The organism is Moraxella equi (assembly GCF_002027555.1).
GTDB classification, from domain to species: domain Bacteria; phylum Pseudomonadota; class Gammaproteobacteria; order Pseudomonadales; family Moraxellaceae; genus Moraxella; species Moraxella equi.
Genome location: NZ_MXAP01000125.1, coordinates 1 through 19,073 on the forward strand (window position 1 = coordinate 1; position 19,073 = coordinate 19,073).

10 protein-coding genes and 2 tRNA genes are annotated in these 19,073 nt (G+C 42.7%); 6 read left to right on the forward strand and 6 right to left on the reverse strand.

What is annotated here, in order from left to right; translation table 11 throughout:
• Positions 1-342 precede the first annotated feature (342 nt).
• From B5J93_RS11290 to erpA, 4 genes are all read right to left on the reverse strand, one after another.
• A tRNA-Arg gene (locus B5J93_RS11290) sits at positions 343-419 on the reverse strand.
• A gap of 103 nt (positions 420-522) precedes the next feature.
• Positions 523-612, reverse strand: a tRNA-Ser gene (locus B5J93_RS11295).
• A 317-nt stretch (positions 613-929) separates the two neighbouring features.
• A complete protein-coding gene (locus tag B5J93_RS11300) occupies positions 930-2,501 on the reverse strand; it encodes an AbgT family transporter (RefSeq protein WP_079326472.1) in 1,572 nt (523 codons plus the stop codon).
• 494 nt (positions 2,502-2,995) lie between these two features.
• Positions 2,996-3,328, reverse strand: a complete 333-nt coding sequence (erpA, locus tag B5J93_RS11305) for an iron-sulfur cluster insertion protein ErpA (RefSeq protein WP_062500809.1) — start codon at positions 3,326-3,328, stop codon at positions 2,996-2,998.
• A 114-nt stretch (positions 3,329-3,442) separates the two neighbouring features.
• Here erpA and B5J93_RS11310 point away from each other — a divergent pair, with 114 nt between their 5' ends.
• The 5 genes from B5J93_RS11310 (at position 3,443) to B5J93_RS11330 (ending at position 13,088) form a co-directional block, all read left to right on the forward strand.
• The gene (locus tag B5J93_RS11310; RefSeq protein WP_079326473.1) at positions 3,443-5,374 is read left to right on the forward strand and encodes an ABC-F family ATP-binding cassette domain-containing protein; all 1,932 of its coding nucleotides are present in this window, start codon (positions 3,443-3,445) and stop codon (positions 5,372-5,374) included.
• Positions 5,371-6,018: a J domain-containing protein gene (locus B5J93_RS11315; protein WP_079326474.1), complete on the forward strand. Its 648-nt coding sequence runs from the start codon at positions 5,371-5,373 to the stop codon at positions 6,016-6,018. The genes B5J93_RS11310 and B5J93_RS11315 overlap by 4 nt, the downstream gene beginning before the upstream one ends.
• An 85-nt stretch (positions 6,019-6,103) precedes the next feature.
• Positions 6,104-10,909 carry a RecQ family ATP-dependent DNA helicase gene (locus tag B5J93_RS11320; RefSeq protein ID WP_079326475.1) on the forward strand — a complete coding sequence of 1,602 codons (4,806 nt, stop codon included), beginning with the start codon at positions 6,104-6,106 and terminating at the stop codon, positions 10,907-10,909.
• A gap of 92 nt (positions 10,910-11,001) precedes the next feature.
• Positions 11,002-11,982, forward strand: coding sequence for a YheT family hydrolase (locus B5J93_RS11325; protein ID WP_420811413.1), 981 nt, complete (start codon positions 11,002-11,004; stop codon positions 11,980-11,982).
• Positions 11,979-13,088: a metallophosphoesterase gene (locus B5J93_RS11330; protein ID WP_079326477.1), complete on the forward strand. Its 1,110-nt coding sequence runs from the start codon at positions 11,979-11,981 to the stop codon at positions 13,086-13,088. Before B5J93_RS11325 ends, B5J93_RS11330 begins: the two co-directional genes overlap by 4 nt.
• Positions 13,089-13,144: 56 nt before the next feature.
• On the opposite strand, the gene secA is transcribed toward B5J93_RS11330, so the two are convergent.
• Together secA and hemL are read right to left on the reverse strand one after the other, a co-directional pair.
• On the reverse strand, positions 13,145-16,024 hold the full coding sequence (gene secA, locus B5J93_RS11335; protein WP_079326479.1) for a preprotein translocase subunit SecA: 2,880 nt from the start codon (positions 16,022-16,024) through the stop codon (positions 13,145-13,147).
• 355 nt (positions 16,025-16,379) lie between these two features.
• On the reverse strand, positions 16,380-17,669 hold the full coding sequence (gene hemL, locus B5J93_RS11340) for a glutamate-1-semialdehyde 2,1-aminomutase (protein ID WP_079326478.1): 1,290 nt from the start codon (positions 17,667-17,669) through the stop codon (positions 16,380-16,382).
• Positions 17,670-18,239: 570 nt separating this feature from the next.
• On the opposite strand from hemL, the gene B5J93_RS11345 reads away from it, so the two are divergent.
• Positions 18,240-18,942 (forward strand): IS1 family transposase gene (locus B5J93_RS11345; protein WP_420811412.1). Its coding sequence is split into 2 segments (ribosomal slippage): positions 18,240-18,854 and positions 18,856-18,942, totalling 702 coding nucleotides; the frame shifts between segments, so codons are not numbered across the junction.
• Positions 18,943-19,073 lie beyond the last annotated feature (131 nt).

A 19,073-nucleotide genomic window follows, 5' to 3' on the forward strand; every position in this document is an offset into this window, starting at 1 on the left:
GGTTCGGTTGGTATATTTTATTGGCGTTTGACAAAATGTCACGCTTTCATCCGTTTTACATAAAATGGCTATTTGACGACTTATGCTTAACGAGCTTAATATTTGCCACAGACTAGTAGAGGCGTGTTAAACACGCCATCTTTAAAGGCTTGCAAAGCCAGCCCCTACATCTATACATTGTGAATTTGTGGTAATTTTAAATTTTTGATACTGTAATTTAACAATTAAGCCAAACCTAAATTTATGCCATGTTGAGCCATCGAATTATTTTCATAAAACCCATTTGATAAACCCACACAAACAAAAACACCAAAACTTAATCAAGTTTTGGTGTTTGGTATATGGCGCACCCGGAGAGATTCGAACTCCCGACCCCTTAGTTCGTAGCCAAGTGCTCTATCCAACTGAGCTACGGGTGCAGTACAACTGATGTGATTATCAATCTTTACCACTCGTTGTGGTCGGCTATTATACACTAAAAATTTAGTATGTCAAGCCTTTTTATTTATTTTTTAAAATAAATGGCGGTGACGGAGGGATTCGAACCCTCGATACAGTTTCCCGTATGCATCCTTAGCAGGGATGTGGTTTCAGCCACTCACCCACGTCACCATTTTGATTGACAAATTTGTCAAAAGCTGTGGGCGATGATTATAGCAAAGTTTGGCAAAAATGCAAGGGGTTTTTTAAATTTTTGTGATAAATTTTAAAAAACCATCAAAAACCCCTGCCAAATCCATCGCCATACACCATAAAAATTGACACCATCATCACCCCTACACACTTTTGCTCAGCATATTTTGCAAAAACATCCCCCAACGAACCAAACTGATTTTAGATGATTTAGCAAATCGGTTTGGTAAATGGCTTGGTAAGCCACTTTAAAAAACCCCTGTCATCAAACAAGGGATTTTTATTATCTGGCAAGATTAAGGTGTATAATAAGTCGCAGCCCCTGGTCCCACGGGCAAGCCCAAGGCAAACACCCAAATACAAAAGAGTGCCGTCCACCCCACCAAGAACAAGAGCGAGTACGGAATCATGAGCGACATGAGCGTGCCGACCCCTGTGTCTTTTTTGTAACGAATCGCCACCGCCATGATAAGCCCAAAGTAGCTCATCATCGGTGTGATGATGTTGGTGCTACTATCACCGATACGATACGCCGCCTGAATCATCTCTGGGGCATAGCCTGTCAGCATGAGCATGGGTACAAAAATCGGTGCGGTAATCGCCCATTGAGCTGATGCCGAGCCGAGCATAAGATTGACAAAAGCACAAATCAAAATAAAGCCCACGAGCAACAAAGGTCCTGTCAGTCCGATGTCATTTAGGAAATTCGCTCCCGATACCGCCATGACCGAACCGATGTTTGACCAATTAAAAAAGGCGGTAAACTGGGCAGCAAAAAACACCAGCACGATGTACATACTGAGCGAACTCATGGCAGCACTCATGGCATCCACCACGTCATCATTGCTCTTGATGGTGCCTGTAATCTTACCATACACAATCCCTGGAATGGCAAAGAACACAAAGATAAACACCACAATCCCATGCAAAAATGGCGAGCCTGCCACAAGCCCTGTCTCAGGATGTCTTAAAATCCCGTCTGCAGGCACAATCGTCCATGCCAGTAGCAAACAAAAAATCAGCATGGACACGCCCGACCAAACCAGTCCCTTCTTTTCTAAGGCGGTCAGTCGCTCCACCTTGCTATCAAGCACGCTTGGGTCATCGGCGTCATCAGGGTTGTATTTACCCAGTGATGGCTCCACGATTTTTTCGGTGACAAAGTAGCCAATACCACTCACCAAAAACGTACTTGCCGCCATAAAATACCAGTTGGCTTCTGCTCCCACGACATAGTCAGGGTCAATGATGCGTGCCGCTTCTTGGCTAATACCCGACAGTAGTGGGTCAACCGTACCAAGCAATAAGTTGGCACTATAACCACCCGACACGCCTGCAAAGGCAGCGGCAAGTCCTGCCAGCGGATGTCTGCCCAACGAATGAAAAATCATCGCCGCCAGAGGAATTAGCACCACATAGCCAAGCTCAGCAGCGGTGTTTGACATAATACCTGCAAAGACCACCACAAAAGTCACCATCTTTGGCGGAGCATTCATGACAAGCCCCCGAAGAGCTGCCGAAATCATGCCCGACCGCTCAGCAATACCCACCCCGAGCAGGGCAACAAGTACCGTTCCCAGTGGCACAAAGCCTGTGAAATTGGACACAAGATTCTCAACAATCTTGGCAAGCCCATCACCATTTAAGAGATTGACAACATAAATCATGCCGTCTTCACTACGCCCCTTTGCCCCTTCTGGGCGTGGGTCAGCCACCGATACGCCCATCATCGACATGATTGCCGACAACACAAACAGGATAGCCGACATCCATACAAATAAAATGGCAGGGTGTGGCAACAAATTGCCAAGCCACTCTACGCCCTTTAAAAATCTCTGCATGCGAGAAGATGTTGCTTTTTCTTGCATAATCCTTCCTTTTAAAAAACTCAATAAAATCCAACTTTATCAAGTGTTTAGGTGATAAATAAAAAATGCTATTATTCAGCACGGCTATTAAATCACAACTTAGTAAGAAAAACAAACTTTTTGGCACAAAACCTATATAATAAAGTTATATATAAACAATAGTCATAAAAAAACCGTCATTAAGACGGTTTGGTTGCTTGGCAAATTTGGGTGTTTCAAGTTTAAAGCGTTTAAAATGCTTACATGAAATCTCAAATACTTTTGGGCGTGTTGAATATTGGTATTTGCAATGAAAAACAAGATTTAGCCATTTTTCATGCAAAAATTGACAAAACAATAAGTTTTATCTCATTTTTATAAAATGTTATCAATGTTCAACACACCCTATTATTTGTTGGTAAATTTAAAATCACTCGCATTGACAAAGACTATGTAATCAGTCACACCAATCATCCCTTGTCATAAGGCAAGGTTGATTGGATAAGCCCCAAACTTTAAATCGAAAAAGACGACCCACAGCCACAGGTGGTCGTGGCGTTGGGGTTGTCCACGACAAAGCGAGAGCCTTCAAGCCCTTCGATGTAGTCAATCGTTGAGCCGTGTAGATACTGATAGCTAAGACTGTCCACCACGAGCGTGGCATCGCCATTGTCAAAGGTGGCATCGTCATCGTCTAGCTCATCGGCAAAATCAAAGCCGTAGGAGAAACCCGAACAGCCACCGCCTGTGACATAGACCCGAAGCATGAGCTCATGATTGCCTTCGGCATCTTTTAGTTTTTGTAATTTTTTGGCGGCGTTGTCGGTTAGGGTCATGACGTTTTGCATGGTTTTTCTCTTTTTAAAATTTTTACAATTCTTAGGGATAATTATACCATAATAAGCCCAAATTTTAGCGATACAAGGTATAATGGATAATTTTTATAATTTACACAAAAAACCATGATAGAACTCTCCCAAGTCGCCGTCCGCCGAGACGGTCGCCTGCTGTTTAGCGGGGTCAGCCTACAACTTCATCAAGGTCAAACCATAGGTCTCACTGGCAACAACGGCACAGGCAAATCCACGCTGTTCGCCACACTCTTAGGCGAGCATGGCACGGACGTGGGCAGTGTGTCCATGCCAAAGGATTGGCAGATTGCTCACATGGCACAAGAAGTCCACGCCAGCGAGCAGAGTGCCCTAGACTATGTGCTATCAGGCGATGATGAGTGGTATCGTCTTAACGACAAAATCCAAAACCAATCCGCCCTATCCGAGCATGACATCGCCCCCATTTACCAAAGGTTTGATGAGATAGACGGCTACCGCACGCCGTCTAAGGCAAGTCAGATTTTGTCAGGGCTAGGATTTGGCGAGCATGAACATGACAGGCAGGTGCGTGAGTTCTCGGGGGGTTGGCGAATGCGGTTGAACCTAGCTCGCACGCTCATGCACCGAGCGGACGTACTACTCCTTGATGAGCCGACCAACCATTTGGATTTGGACGCGATTTTATGGCTCGAAGATTGGCTTGGCAAATTTGGCGGTCTCATCATCGTCATCAGCCACGACCAAGCCTTTATGGACACGATTTGCACGCACATCGCCCACATCGAACACGGCAAAATCACCCTGTACACGGGTAATTATAGCCAATTTATCCGCACGCGTGCCGAACGCCTAGCCCAACAGCAACAAGCCTTTGAACGCCAAGAAGCGATTAAGGCTCACCTTGAAAACTTCATTCGCCGTTTTGGGGTAAAAGCCACCAAAGCCAAACAAGCCCAAAGCCGTGTCAAACAGCTTGCCAACATGACCGACATCACTCCCGTCATGGCGGACAGTGAGTTTAGTTTTGCGTTTTATCCGCCTACCGCCTTATCATCACCGCTCATCAGCCTAGATAATGCGTCTATCGGCTATGATAAGCCCTTGATAAATAAGGTCAATTTGCAAATCACGCCCGACACACGGCTTGGCGTACTTGGGGCAAATGGGGCAGGCAAAAGTACACTGATTAAGGCACTTGTGGGCGATTTACCGCTACTTTCAGGCACGCACCGAGCGTCTGATAATCTCATGCTTGGCTATTTTAACCAGCACCAAATGGACGCATTGGACGAATCTGCCACCCCGCTCATTTTACTAAGACGGCTGGCTGGCACGACATCGGACACGGATTTGCGGGCGTTTTTAGGCAGTTTTAATTTTAAAGGCGATAAAATTGACACGTCTTGCCGTCTGTTTTCTGGGGGTGAAAAGGCACGGCTCACGCTCGCTCTCATCGTCTGGGAACGCCCCAACGTGCTGGTGCTGGACGAGCCAACCAACCACCTTGACCTATCCATGCGTAACGCTCTCATGCTCGCCCTACAAAACTATGACGGGGCGTTAATCCTAGTCTCGCACGATAGGGATTTGGTGATGAATGTCTGCGACAATCTCATGCTCGTGGCGGGCGGACGAGCGGACGAGTTCACGGGCGACATGGCGGACTATGCTGAGCATTTAAGACAGGCTCGCCTTGCCAAAGTCGCTCAAAATAAGGCAGAAATCAAAGAAAACAAAACCGACACCACCACAACCGTCAGCGACAAACCTGCCTTGTCCAAAGAAGAAATTCGCAAAAAAAATGCCGAAAACCGCCAAAAAACCGCTCCACTTCGTAAAGAGATTGAAAAATTAGAAAAACAGTTGGACAAACTGACAAATGAGCTTGGCGAGATTGAACACGCCTTATCCGACCAAAGTCTGTACGATGATGACAAAAAGGATAAGTTACTAAATCTGCTCACCAAACAAAGCGAATTGCAAAAACAAGTGGCGGACATTGAAGAAAATTTACTGTTAAAAATGGACGAACTTGAAACGTTGGAGAATGCCCTGTCGTGAAAAAACAGCCCCCCAAACACGATTATTATGCCATTTTAGGCGTGCCAAAATCCGCCAGCACGGACGACATCAAGCACACCTACCGCCAGCTTGCCAAACGCCACCACCCCGACCGTGCAGGCGAAGGCGGACAAATCGTGCTAATAAACGAAGCCTACGCCACCCTAAAAGACCCCAAAAAACGTGCCGAATATGACATGTATCACGCTGTCTATTTTAGCGTGGTGGGCAAATTGACCCAAAAAATCAACCAAGAACTCCAAAAATCACCCACCATCATGGCAAATTTACAAAAATTTGAAACAAACGCCCAAAGATTTGCCAACTTTGCCGAAAAACGTATCCACGAATTACAAAGAGATTGGCAAGCAGATAAGGGCATTTTTAAAAATGCCAAGGCCCTATTTGCCAAAGCCCAAACCATCATCACCCAAACCGCCAAAGAAGCAAGCAGACCCCCCAAAGACACCCCACCCACGCTCGTCATCAGTAGGGAGCTTAGTCAGCAGGGCGGACAAATCACCTTTACCCATCAAGGTCGCACCGTTCGCACCACACTCCCACAGGGTCTGACAGACGGCTCACAAATCAAGCTCACGATTGGGGGTGTGGGGGTGTGGTTTGTGATACGGATTGCCAATTAACATACATGGATAGAAAAGTGCTGATGACTGGATTTTTACCCAAAAATTTTATAAACTAAACCAAATTCATCAGCACCCAAACCCCATGCCTTACATTGCCTACCTTGACCTAGAAATTGACACCCATACCAAAAAGATTATGGACATTGGGGCGGTTTTTGCCGATAAAAATCTACATACTGCCAAAATTAGTGAGATTATCAGCCAAATAAAAGACGCAGATTTTATCTGTGGGCATAATTTTTTAAATCACGATTATACTTATATTCAATCGGATTTGCAAAGTATTAATAAAAATGCCACAGACATTATTGATACGCTCTATTTGTCTGCCTTATTATTTCCAAAAAGACCGTATCACGCCCTAAATAAAGACTATAAAACGGATTTTGAAAACTCCAACAATCCTTTAAATGATTGTATGATTACCAAAGAGCTTTTAGAACAAGAAATTAATGCTTTTAATCAATTATCAGAAAATTTAAAAATCATCTTTTATCAGTTATTGAAAGATAAAGCAGGGTTTGCACCATTTTTTAAAATTGTTAATTTCAATCAAGACTGCTCATCAATCGTTACGCTCATTAAAAATCACTTTCAATATAAAATTTGCGAGCATTCCATCTTGAATGAATTTGTTCAAAAATATCCGATTGGACTGTGTTATGTTTTGGCACTTATTGATTGTGATGAACGCCATTCTATTAGCCCGAGCTGGGTGTTATATAAACACCCAGAAATTGAGTATATTTTTCATGAACTTCGTGCCACGCCTTGTCATAAACCCTGTGTTTATTGTGATGATAAATTAAATGCCAAAAAAGCACTGGGTAAATATTTTGGTTATGATGATTTTAGAAGTTATGATGATAAGCCGTTACAAGCACAGGCAGTACAGTCTGCCATTAATGGTGAGTCTTTATTGGCGGTATTTCCCACAGGGGGCGGAAAGTCCATTACTTTTCAAATTCCTGCATTAATGGCTGGAGAAAATAAAAAAGGCTTGACGGTTATTATTTCGCCTTTGCAATCTTTAATGAAAGACCAAGTGGACAATTTAGAAAGTCGTGGCATTACCGAAGCAGTTACCATTAATGGACTGCTTGACCCCATAGAACGCCAAAAAGCCATTACTCGTATTAAAGACGGCACGGCAAGTTTATTATACATTTCGCCTGAAAGTTTGCGTTCTCGCACCATTGAAAATTTAATTGCCAGTCGTACGGTTGCTCGTTTTGTCATTGACGAAGCTCACTGTTTTTCGGCGTGGGGGCAAGATTTTCGGGTGGATTATTTGTACATTGGCGAATTTATTAACCGCATTCAAAGCCAAAAAATGGTTGGGCTCAATATTCCTGTGTCTTGTTTTACCGCCACTGCAAAACCACAAGTCATTCTTGATATCAAACACTATTTTAAAGAACAATTGGATTTGGAATTAAAATTATTTTCGGCAAGTGTTGAAAGAAAAAATTTGCAATATCAAGTCATTCCCCAAAATAATGAAGAACAAAAATACCAAACACTGCGAGAACTGATTCAAATTTATGACTGTCCAACGATTATTTATGTTTCTCGTACCAAAAAAACCGCAGACATTGCCACGCAATTATCCCAAGACGGATTTAATGCCTTGCCCTATCACGGCAAAATGGACAGCGAATTAAAGATATTTAATCAAAATAGCTTTATCACGGGCGAAACGCAAATAATGGTGGCAACTTCTGCGTTTGGAATGGGCGTAGACAAAAAAGATGTGGGCTTGGTGGTGCATTTTGAAATATCCGATTCTTTGGAAAATTATGTGCAAGAAGCAGGACGTGCAGGACGAGATGAAAATATACAAGCCAAATGCTATGTGTTATTTTCCAATGATGATTTGGATAAGCATTTTATTTTATTAAATCAAACCAAGATATCACAAAAAGAAATCGGGCAAATATGGCGTGCCTTAAAAGAAAAGTTTGCCAAAAATAAAGCAATGTCCATTTCCGCCCTAGAAATCGCCCGCCAAGCAGGGTGGAATGATGAAATTAATGACATAGAAACTCGTGTTACCACCGCGATTAATGCCCTAGAAGAATCTGGTTATGTTAAGCGTGGGCAAAATATGCCAAAGGTTTTTGCCAATAGTATTTTGTCGCCCAATGCCCAAACCGCCATTGAAAAAATCAACAATTCTACTTTAATTGCTTTTGATAATAAACAAACCGCCATTCGTATTATCAAAAAACTCTTTTCACAAAGAAGTCAAAGGCAATTAACCGATGAACAAGCCGAATCTCGTGTGGATTATATTGCCGATGTTTTGGGATTACAAACCGAAAAAGTTGTCAAACTCATTACTTTAATGAGAAAAGAAGAAATCTTAGCCGACCAGCAGGATTTGCAAGCCTATATTCCAAAAAACAGCCGAAGTTATCCGATTGTTAATAAAATTAATGAATTGTATGACATTGAGCTTTTGTTATTGGAGCAATTTAAATTGGGCGAAGGCGTGTTATGCACCACCTTAAAAGCACTTAATCATCAATTTGCCAATCAATATCATCATGATAAGATAAACCCAAAAACCATTAAATCTTTACTCACTTTTTGGAAAATCAAAAATTGGATAAAACGAGCAGAAGAGAACTATCAAGAACTTAATTATCAAATCAATCATTCTTATGACGACATTTTAGCTTTTATACAAAATAAAAAAGAAAAAGCCATTTGGCTTGCAGATTATTTATATCAACTGGCACAAGCACAAAATAAAGAAAAAAGCGATAAAAATGGCGATAAAAGTAATGAGACTTTGCCTGTTGATTTTTCATTAGGAGAATTACAATCGGCTTTTTATAACAGTCAAAAATCAAAAATTAGTTTTGATGATTTGGAAGATGCTTTATTTTATATTGCCAGAATGGGTTTGATTAAAATTGACGGCGGTTTTTTGGTGATTTATCAACGCCTACATTTAACACGCCTAGAAATGGATAATCGCAAACAATACACCAAAGACGATTATAAAAAACTCTATCATTATTATGAAACTCGCCGTGAGCAAATTCATATTGTGGGCAAATACGCCAATTTAATGACCGAAAATCAAGAATCCGCCCTAAAACTCGTTAATGATTATTTTAGTCAAGATTATCAAAAGTTTTTAAAAGCCTATTTTAAAAACAGTGATGTATTAAGCAAAAATATGACCGAAAAACGCTTTAATGATTGGTTTGGCAATTTATCAAGCGAGCAATTAGCCATTATTAATGACAATCAAAGTCAGCATATGGTGGTCTTTGCGACCGCAGGCAGTGGAAAAACACGGGTGCTGGTGCATAAATTGGCAAGTCTTTATCAAATGGAAGACATTAAACACGAGCAATTATTGATGCTCACCTTTTCTCGTGCCGCTGCCATAGAATTTAAATCCCGTTTGGTGGAACTTTTGGGTAATGCAGGACGGTTTATTGAAATAAAGACTTTTCATTCTTATTGTTTTGATTTATTGGGACGGGTTGGCGATTTAAAAGACGCCGATAAAATTATTGAACAAGCGATTGATAAAATTAACAAGGGCGAAGTAGAAGAAAGTCGTATTGCCAAGTTAGTGTTGGTTATTGATGAAGCCCAAGATATGAATCAAATCCAATTTGAGTTAATTCAAACTTTAATGGCAAAAAATGAAGAAATGCGAGTGATTGCGGTGGGTGATGATGACCAGACCATTTATACTTTTATGGGGGCAAGTCCTGATTATATGGGGCGGTTATGCACGATGGGAGCAACACGCCATTATTTAACGCATAATTATAGAAGCCAAAAGCACATTGTGGAGTTTTGCAATCATTTTGCCAAAAATATTAATAATCGCCTAAAACAAGAAGAGATTATTGCTATCAATCCACCCAAAGACAAAATAAAAGGCGTACTATTTTCTGGCGATATAATGCCTTATTTAATAGAGCAAATGAAACAAAAAAGTAAATTAGGTGGCAGCATTGGTGTTTTGACTCAAACCAATGAAGAAGCAATTGACATTTTGGGGCAATTACGCCAAAATAACTTGCCGTGTAAATTGGTGCAAACCAATGACGGTTTTCAAATGCAAAATTTATTAGAAGTACGGTTATTTGAGCATTATCTGAATATTGGTGAGTATCAATCTGCGATTGATGAACAAACTTGGCAAAATGCCAAAGAAGAAGCAAATAATCGTTTTCAAAATAGCAAAAATCTATTTTTATTAAACAACATCATCAATGATTTTGAATTGGCTAATCCAACGCATAAATATATATCTGACTGGAAAACATTTCTAAAAGAATCGAATCTAGAAGATTTTTATCAGGAAGAGGCAGGTATGATTTTTGTTTCTACCATTCATAAAGCCAAAGGGCGAGAATATGACCGTATTTTTGTATATTTAGATAATCCAAAATATCAAACGGACGATGAAAAACGTGTGCTGTATGTGGCTTTTTCTCGTGCTAAGTCGGATTTGACGATTTTGAGCAACCAACAGGAAATCTTTGGTTTATGTGATAATAATCTGATTGATATGGAGTATTATAATGGAGGAGAATATCAAAATTCTGAACTTGCCTTGTATTTAACCCATAAAGATGTGAATTTGGGAAATTTTAAATATAATCAAGAAATCATTGAAAGATATTTAAATGCTGGCAATATACTGCCTGCAAATAATTCTGGGGTATTGTATAATCAAAAACAATTGTTTGCGTTTTCTAAGTCAAATTTTATTCCTGCATTGGATAAATATTTAAAGAAGGGTTATCGTGTTATTAATAGTGAAATAAACTTTATTGTTTTATGGTATGATAAAAATACCCAAAAAGAATATCGTGTTATTTTACCAATTATATATTTGCAAAGTTATTGATATTAAGCAATTAATTTTATACAAATCTTTAATTTATTTTACATTGAAAAATCATTACATTTGTACTAAAATAGCCATTTTATGAATTCACCATTGTTAACATGATGACAAATACCAACTTTCGCCCACCCATTTGGCTAAAAAATCCCCACCTACAAACCATTTTGCCCCGCTATGTCGTCAAATACACGCCCAATTATACACGCAAGCTCATCAAAGATTCTTTGAATGAAAGCGATGTGGCGTTTGATTATCTCTTGACCGATGATGTCAAGGTAGACGGCAAATACCAAAAACCGCTCATCGTGCTTTTTCACGGCATGGAAGGATCAAGCCAAAGCCATTACGCCAAGTCGCTCGCTTTTGCGGTACATGGGGCAAATTGTCATTTTGTGGTCGCTCATTTTCGCTCGTGTGGCGGTGTGGCGGTCTCAGGCAAGGTGTTTTATAACGCAGGGGATACTGGCGAGATTCATCATAATTTGACCCATTTACAAAACGAATTTGCCCACATCTATGCCGTTGGCGTGTCTCTTGGGGGCAATGCCCTTGCCAAATACATGGGCGAATATGGCACAGACGTGATTTGTCAGCGTGCGGTGGTGGTATCCGCTCCTGTGGATTTGGCAAGCTCATCGGTGGCTATGGAGCGACTTTTGGGGCGACACATTTACACGCCATACCTGCTAAACCCCATCATTAAAAAAGCCCTAGACAACCATCTCACCACCGATGAGATGAATGTTCTTAAATCCGCCAAACGTTTGGGCGATTTTGACAACGTCTTTACCGCTCCCCGTCATGGTTTTCGATCAAAAAACGACTATTATCGCCAGTCGTCTGCCTTGCCTTTTCTTATCCACATCAACAAACCCACGCTCATCATCACAGCCCAAGATGACCCCTTTTTGGGTTTGACCGCCGAACGCTCGGACGTGTCTGATGATGTGCGTCTATTGGACACCAGATATGGTGGGCATATTGGGTTTTTGGATTATGATTATCGCACTCGCTCGTTTGATACGGGCTTTATCGGTCGGCAGGTGACGGGGTTTTTTGGGGTGGGGCAATGAGACGACTTTTCTTTTTAGCCACAACGATTTTACTCATTGAGCTGTTTACTTACATCGGAGCAAAGGGCATATTTTGGCTTATCAAACCTTATCTACCCAATGCCAAAACGGCGGTGTTTGTGGGTATGTTTGTCATCACGCATTTGTTTTTGGTTACGCTGTTTGTGGGCATGTTCCGCTTTGGTATAGGTTATATGGCGGTGTTATGGCTTGGCGTGTTAAGCATTATCATGACCACACTGCTTGTGATTGCCATAAAACACATCTCATCTTTTGGTACTATCATGGGCGGGGTAGATGGGGTGATGGTGCGTGTGTTTGGCGTGGCAAACTTTATTGGATTGGTTGGCTTGTCCGTTTATAATGCTTACACGCCTGTGGTGCGACATCTATCCATGCAGATTGACAAACCGATGAATCCTGTCAGGGTCGCTGTGGCAAGCGACACCCATTTGGGTTATTTGGTCGGCAGTCGCCAGCTTAACCGTTTGGCAGACATTTTAAAACGTGAAAAAGCAGACGTACTGCTCATGCCGGGTGACATTATGGATGATGACACGCACGTTTATCATGGCGAAAAAATGCACACCGCTTTTGACAATTTGGTCAAATCAGTCAATGGCAATCTCATCGCCAGCCTTGGCAATCATGACCTGTATAACGCCAAAGAACGCCATGCCATTGTACAAGCGGTGCGTGATAGCGGAGCGATACTGCTTGATGACACCGCTCAGATGTTTATTATCAATGACACGCCGATGACGATTATCGGGCGATATGATGACCATTACGCCGATCGTCTGCCCACGCACGAGCTCATGCGTGGCGTGGATACTCACTATCCTGTGATACTGCTTGATCATAGACCGAGCCAGATTGACCAAAACGTACAACTGCCCATAGACCTACAAGTATCAGGGCATACCCACAACGGACAAGTGTTCCCTGCCAATTTTATCGTCAAAGCCATCAACCGCGTGGCATATGGACACGAAAAAATCAACGGCACGCATGTGGTGGTCTCATCAGGCTATGGCTTTTGGGGCGTGCCGTTTCGCTTATGCTCACAAGCAGAAGTATGGATAATTGACATGCGTGGCAAGTGAGAGTTTAAAACAAAAAGGGCATGACGCCCTTTTTTTGATGGTTATGTTTTTAAATGCTAAATCTTACCATGGCATTGCTTATACTTTAAGCCGCTACCGCAGGGGCAGGGGGCATTACGGTTTATATTGGCAGAGATAAAGACATCATCGATGCTTTGGGGTGCTGTGGTATCGCTCACATCTGCCATGCTTTGGTTGGTGTCAGTGCCAGTGTTATTGGCGTTGGTATTGACATGACCGTTTGGCGAAAGGTTCGGCATGGATGCCGCACCGCCCAGACTGACCGTGATACGCTGAACGTTTTGGGTGGCTCGTGGGCGACTCTCATCGGTGACAATCTCGCCTTCTAGCCCCATGTCATTATGCTCAAAATGCAGTCGCATCATCTCGGCTTGACGGCGACGTTCTTCTTCCATTTGGGCAATCTCTTCTGGGGTTGCGATATGCACCCGTGCCAAGTCCTGCACCACGTCTGATTTAATCGCCCCAAGCATGGACTGGAACAAATCAAAAGATTCACGCTTGTACTCTTGCTCAGGATTCTTTTGGGCGTAGCTACGCAAATGAATGCCTTTACGGAGCTGATCCATTTGGGTCAAATGCTCTTTCCAATGGCGATCAAGGTTACGGAGCATAAAATCACGCTCCAATCGGGCAGCGTTTTGCTCGCCCATGGACTCACGTTTTTTCTGATAATGGGCGATGGCAAAATCAATAATCTTAGCACGCAAGCCCTCTTCATCAAGACGGCGGTCAGCATCTAGCCAATCATTAATCGGCATATAATAGCCAAAGGCGTCCTCAATTTCATCTTCTAGCCCGTCAATGTTCCACTGGTCATCGACCGAACCCTCTGGCACGAACTGCGTGATAAGGGCGTTATACACCTCATGGTGCATGGCTTTGATGGACTCTTGTAAATCAACCTCTTCTAGCAAATCATCACGCTGTCCATAGATGACCTTACGCTGTTCGTTAGCGACATCATCATATTTTAGCAGGCTTTTGCGAGCGTCAAAATCACGAGCTTCTACCTTTCCCTGTGCGTTCTCAATCGAGCGAGACACCATTTTATGTTCAATGGCTTCGTCCTCTTTTAGCCCCATGGCACGCATCATCGACACCACACGGTCGCCTGCAAAAATCCGCATCAAGTCATCTTCTAATGACAAGAAAAAGCGAGACTGACCGGGGTCGCCTTGTCGCCCTGCACGACCACGAAGCTGGTTATCGATACGGCGTGATTCGTGGCGTTCAGAGCCGATGATGTGCAGACCCCCTGCCGCTTTGACCACTTCGTTACAAGCTTGCCATTGGCTTTGTAACTCGCTCTTTTGGGCATCGGTGAGTGCATCCAAATCCTCTATCTCCGCCTGCCAGTTACCACCTAGGATAATATCCGTACCACGCCCTGCCATGTTGGTGGCAATGGTTACCGCAGACGGTCTGCCTGCTTGGGCGATGATTTCGGCTTCTCGTTCGTGCTGTTTGGCGTTTAGGACGTTGTGTTTAATGCCAGCTTGGTCAAGCAAATACGACAGCTCCTCACTTGCCTCAATGGTTGCCGTACCGACCAGTACAGGGGCTCCTTTGGCAGTGATTTGGCGAATCTCACGGATAATGCCTTGATATTTGCCCAATTTAGATAAGAAAATCTGGTCGTTTAAATCCACACGAGCAATCGGACGGTGTGTGGGAATGATGACCACATCAATGTCATAAGTCGATTTAAACTCCGCCGCTTCGGTATCTGCTGTCCCTGTCATGCCAGAGAGCTTGTCATACAGACGAAAATAGTTTTGGAAGGTGGTGGTTGCCATGGTTTGGTTTTCGGCTTGAATCTCCACGCCCTCTTTGGCTTCTACCGCTTGGTGTAGCCCCTCGCTCCACCGTCTGCCCGGCATGGTACGCCCCGTGTTTTCGTCCACAATGACAATCTCATTATCATCAGAGATGATATAATGCACGTTTTTAATAAACAGATGATGAGCCCTAATCGCCGCCTGCACATGAGCCAGTAGGGGCAAGCGAGCAGGGCTGTACAGGCTTTCGTTTTCGCCCAATTCGCCCACTTCCACCAAAAAATGCTCGATTTTTTCGTAGCCTTTTTCGCTAATCTCGATGGCACGGTTTTTTTCGTCAATCCAAAAATCCTCCGCCACGTTGTTTTTATTATCCTCTTCGTTGTCGGATTTTTTTAGGCGGGGAATGATGTTATTAATCAAGGCATACAGATGAGCCGAGTCTTCGGCTTGCCCTGAGATGATGAGCGGTGTCCGAGCCTCATCAATCAAAATACTGTCAATCTCATCGATGATACAGTAATTGAGCGGACGCTGTTTTTTCTCATCTTTGCTAAACACCATGTTATCACGCAGATAATCAAAACCGTATTCGTTATTAGTGCCATAAGTGATGTCGGCACGATAAGCATCAAATTTCTCATGGGGGGGCTGTTGGCTATAAATCACGCCCACCGTCAGCCCCAAGAAACTAAACAGCCCACGGTTTAGCTCAGCATCACGCCCTGCCAGATAGTCGTTCACGGTTACGACATGCACGCCCTTGCCACTGATGGCGTTTAAGTACATGGCAAGGGTTGCCATTAGGGTCTTACCCTCGCCCGTTTTCATCTCGGCAATCTTACCCTCGTGCAAGGTCATGCCACCGATGAGCTGGACGTCATAGTGTCTCATGCCGTTCACACGTTTGGACGCTTCACGGCACACGGCAAACGCCTCGGGCAAGAGCTTATCAAGACTCTCACCATTGGCATGACGGCTTTTAAACTCATCGGTTTTTTGGCGTAGCTCATCATCAGACAGTGCTGAGATTGTGGGTTCAAGGGCGTTAATCTTGTCCACCTGCCTTTGCATGCGCTTTAATTCACGTTCGTTTTTGGTGCCGAATACAGCACTAATGGCTTTTGTTAGCATGGTTTTTTCCAAATTGCACAGGGCAAAATATTTTATAACAGCAATTTTAATTAGGGCGTGCCTGCCTTTTGTATTTGCAATGAAAAATGAGAAAAATCGCACGTTTTTCAAGGAAAAAACTTGAGGCTGTGAGTTTTCTATCAGGCAAGTTTTTATTATGAAAAACATCCGACCACTTAATCTGATAAATCTTAAGATTTTAACTTAATTTTAAAAAATAAGTGGTCGGATAGCCATTTTTCATGCAAAAACGATTAGTTTTTTTCTAAAATATTTCTATATTGTAAATAGTGTTATAAAGGGCAGGCACGCCCTAGTAATACAATCAAATTATATGGTAGTCAATTTTAAAAAATCAACCAATCAGCTCACCAAATGCTTTATCTGCACACACAAGTGTCCGCTCAATGTCGTCATCGGTATGGGCGATGGACATAAAGGCAGCCTCAAAGGCAGACGGGGCAAGGTATATGCCCTGTTTTAGCATGGCATGGAAAAACTGGTTAAAGCGTTTGGTGTCGGCGCATGCCACGTCATTAAAGTTTTTGGGCAATTCTTTGGCAAAAAACAGCCCAAACATACCACCCACATGACAGCTTGCAAAATCTATGCCGTGTTTGCCCGCCAGTGCTTGTAAGCCGTTTACCAGCTTGGCAGTTTTGGCGGTCAATTCTTCATAAAAATTCGGACGAGTTAATTCATCAAACATCGCCTTGCCCGCACGCATGGCTAGGGGGTTGCCAGACAATGTCCCTGCTTGGTACACACCGCCCAAAGGAGCGATACATTCCATAATCTCACGCTTACCACCAAATGCTCCCACGGGCAAGCCAGCTCCGATGATTTTGCCAAAGGTGCTAAGGTCGGGGGTAATGCCAAAATGGTGGCTTGCTCCACGCAGTCCCACACGAAAGCCTGTCATCACTTCATCAAAAATCAACACCGCCCCGTGCTTGGTGCAAAGCTCACGCAGGGTGTTATGAAATTCTTGGCTTGGGATAACCATGTTCATGTTACCTGCTATCGGCTCTAAAATCACGCAGGCAAATTCATCGCCAAATTTGTCAAAGGCAGAACGCAACGCATCAATATCATTATAAGGCAAGGTTACGGTATGCTTGGCAAAATCAGCAGGCACGCCCTTGGATGTCGGCTCGCCAATGTCCAGCATACCAGAGCCTGCCTTGACAAGTAGGCTATCTGAATGCCCATGATAGCACCCTTCAAATTTGACAATCTTGTCTCGCCCTGTGTAGCCACGAGCCAGACGAATGGCACTCATGGTTGCCTCTGTGCCTGATGAGACCATACGAATGAGCTCAATGTGTGGAATAATATCGGCAATCAAATCCGCCATGGTCGTCTCAAATGGCGTGGGAGCCCCAAAGGACAAACCGTCATCACAGGCGAGCTTTACCGCATCGATGACCTTGGGGTGAGCATGTCCCAAAATCATAGGCCCCCACGAACCCACATAGTCGATGTATTCACGCCCTTCGGTGTCGTACATATACGCACCCTTGGCACGGCTCACGAACACAGGCGTACCGCCCACCCCTGCAAAGGCACGCACGGGCGAGTTTACACCCCCCGGGATATGGCGTTTGGCTTTTTCAAATAAGACTTGGTCGGCGGTAAGTGTCATGGCAGTTCCTATATCATTAATAAAAAGAAAATGAATAAATCAGCCTATTTTATCATTTTTTGGCATGACTGTCTGATTTGATTTTAATGCACATCAAACTTTTGCATACAAAAAACAGTCTAACCACTTAATTTTAAATGAAGCGGCTAATTTTTTAAATAAGTATCAATCTTGTTTTTACAACCCATCCAAAAAGCGAATTTCCTGCAAAATCCAGAATTAAAAAACCACTCACAACAAACTTGCCGAACCATAACAATCCTCCAACCTAGAGATATGGCTCAAAGCAAATGAAAAATCCAAATTAATATACAATCACAGAACTTTAAAATTACCACAAATTCAATAATATATGGATGCAGAGGCTTGCTAAGTACATTTTATAAAAAATAACACCATCAAAGGGTATACTCAGCACATCCTTACAAAGCCCATGACAAATATCAAGTTCGTTGGGCATGCTTTTAGACCACTACCAAAAAAACAGAAAGACGGAAGGTAGCAGCCCAAAAAGTATGCTGTAACAAAAACTAAAAAGACAACTTGAACAAAAGTTGGTAATTTACGGTTATGAAGACACAAATTACCATTACTTGCTCAAGTTGCCTATCGGTTAGTATAAAGAAAAATGGCATAAAAAGCTATGGCAAGCAGAACTATTTTTGCAAAGATTGTCATAGACAGTTTGTTCATCGTTTACAGCTTACTTACAAAGGTTGTCAATCTTACATAGATGGCAAAATACGCTTAATGTTAGCTCGTGGTTGTAGTATTGCTGACATTGTGATACTTGAACAAGTGAGTAAGGGTAAAGTACTTAGCGTGCTTGCAAACAACAACCACCAAATCAAACCAAGACAAAAGCATTACAATACCTTAGAGATAGATGAGTTTTGGACTTACGTGGGCAACAAGAAAAACAAAGTTTGGCTCATCTATGCGTATGATAGACACACAGGTGAGATTGTTGCCTATGTATGGGGCAGACGAAACCTTGCTACTGCCAAACAGTTAAGGTCAAAATTGATGAGTTTAGGTATAAGTTTTAACAAAATTGCTTGTGATGATTGGGATGGCTTTCTTGTTGCTTTTAAGCACTCTATCAAACAAGTGGGCAAACGCCTTACCGTCGGTATTGAAGGCAATAACACAAGGCTTAGAACCTTTGCTAGGCGAGCATTTAGAAAAAACGTGTTGTTTCTCTAAAAACCTAAGCAATCATCTTAAAGCATTTGACTTGGTGTTTCATTATATCAACCATGGGTGGGTGTAGCATACTTTTTGGATCAGAGCCTGTTTTGTTAATAAAGTTCGATATGGTCTAGAAATCTCAAAAAACGTTGTTTTTATAAAAATAACTAAGAATAGAATCAAATAGTATAAGACCATCATGTCGTATAGCCA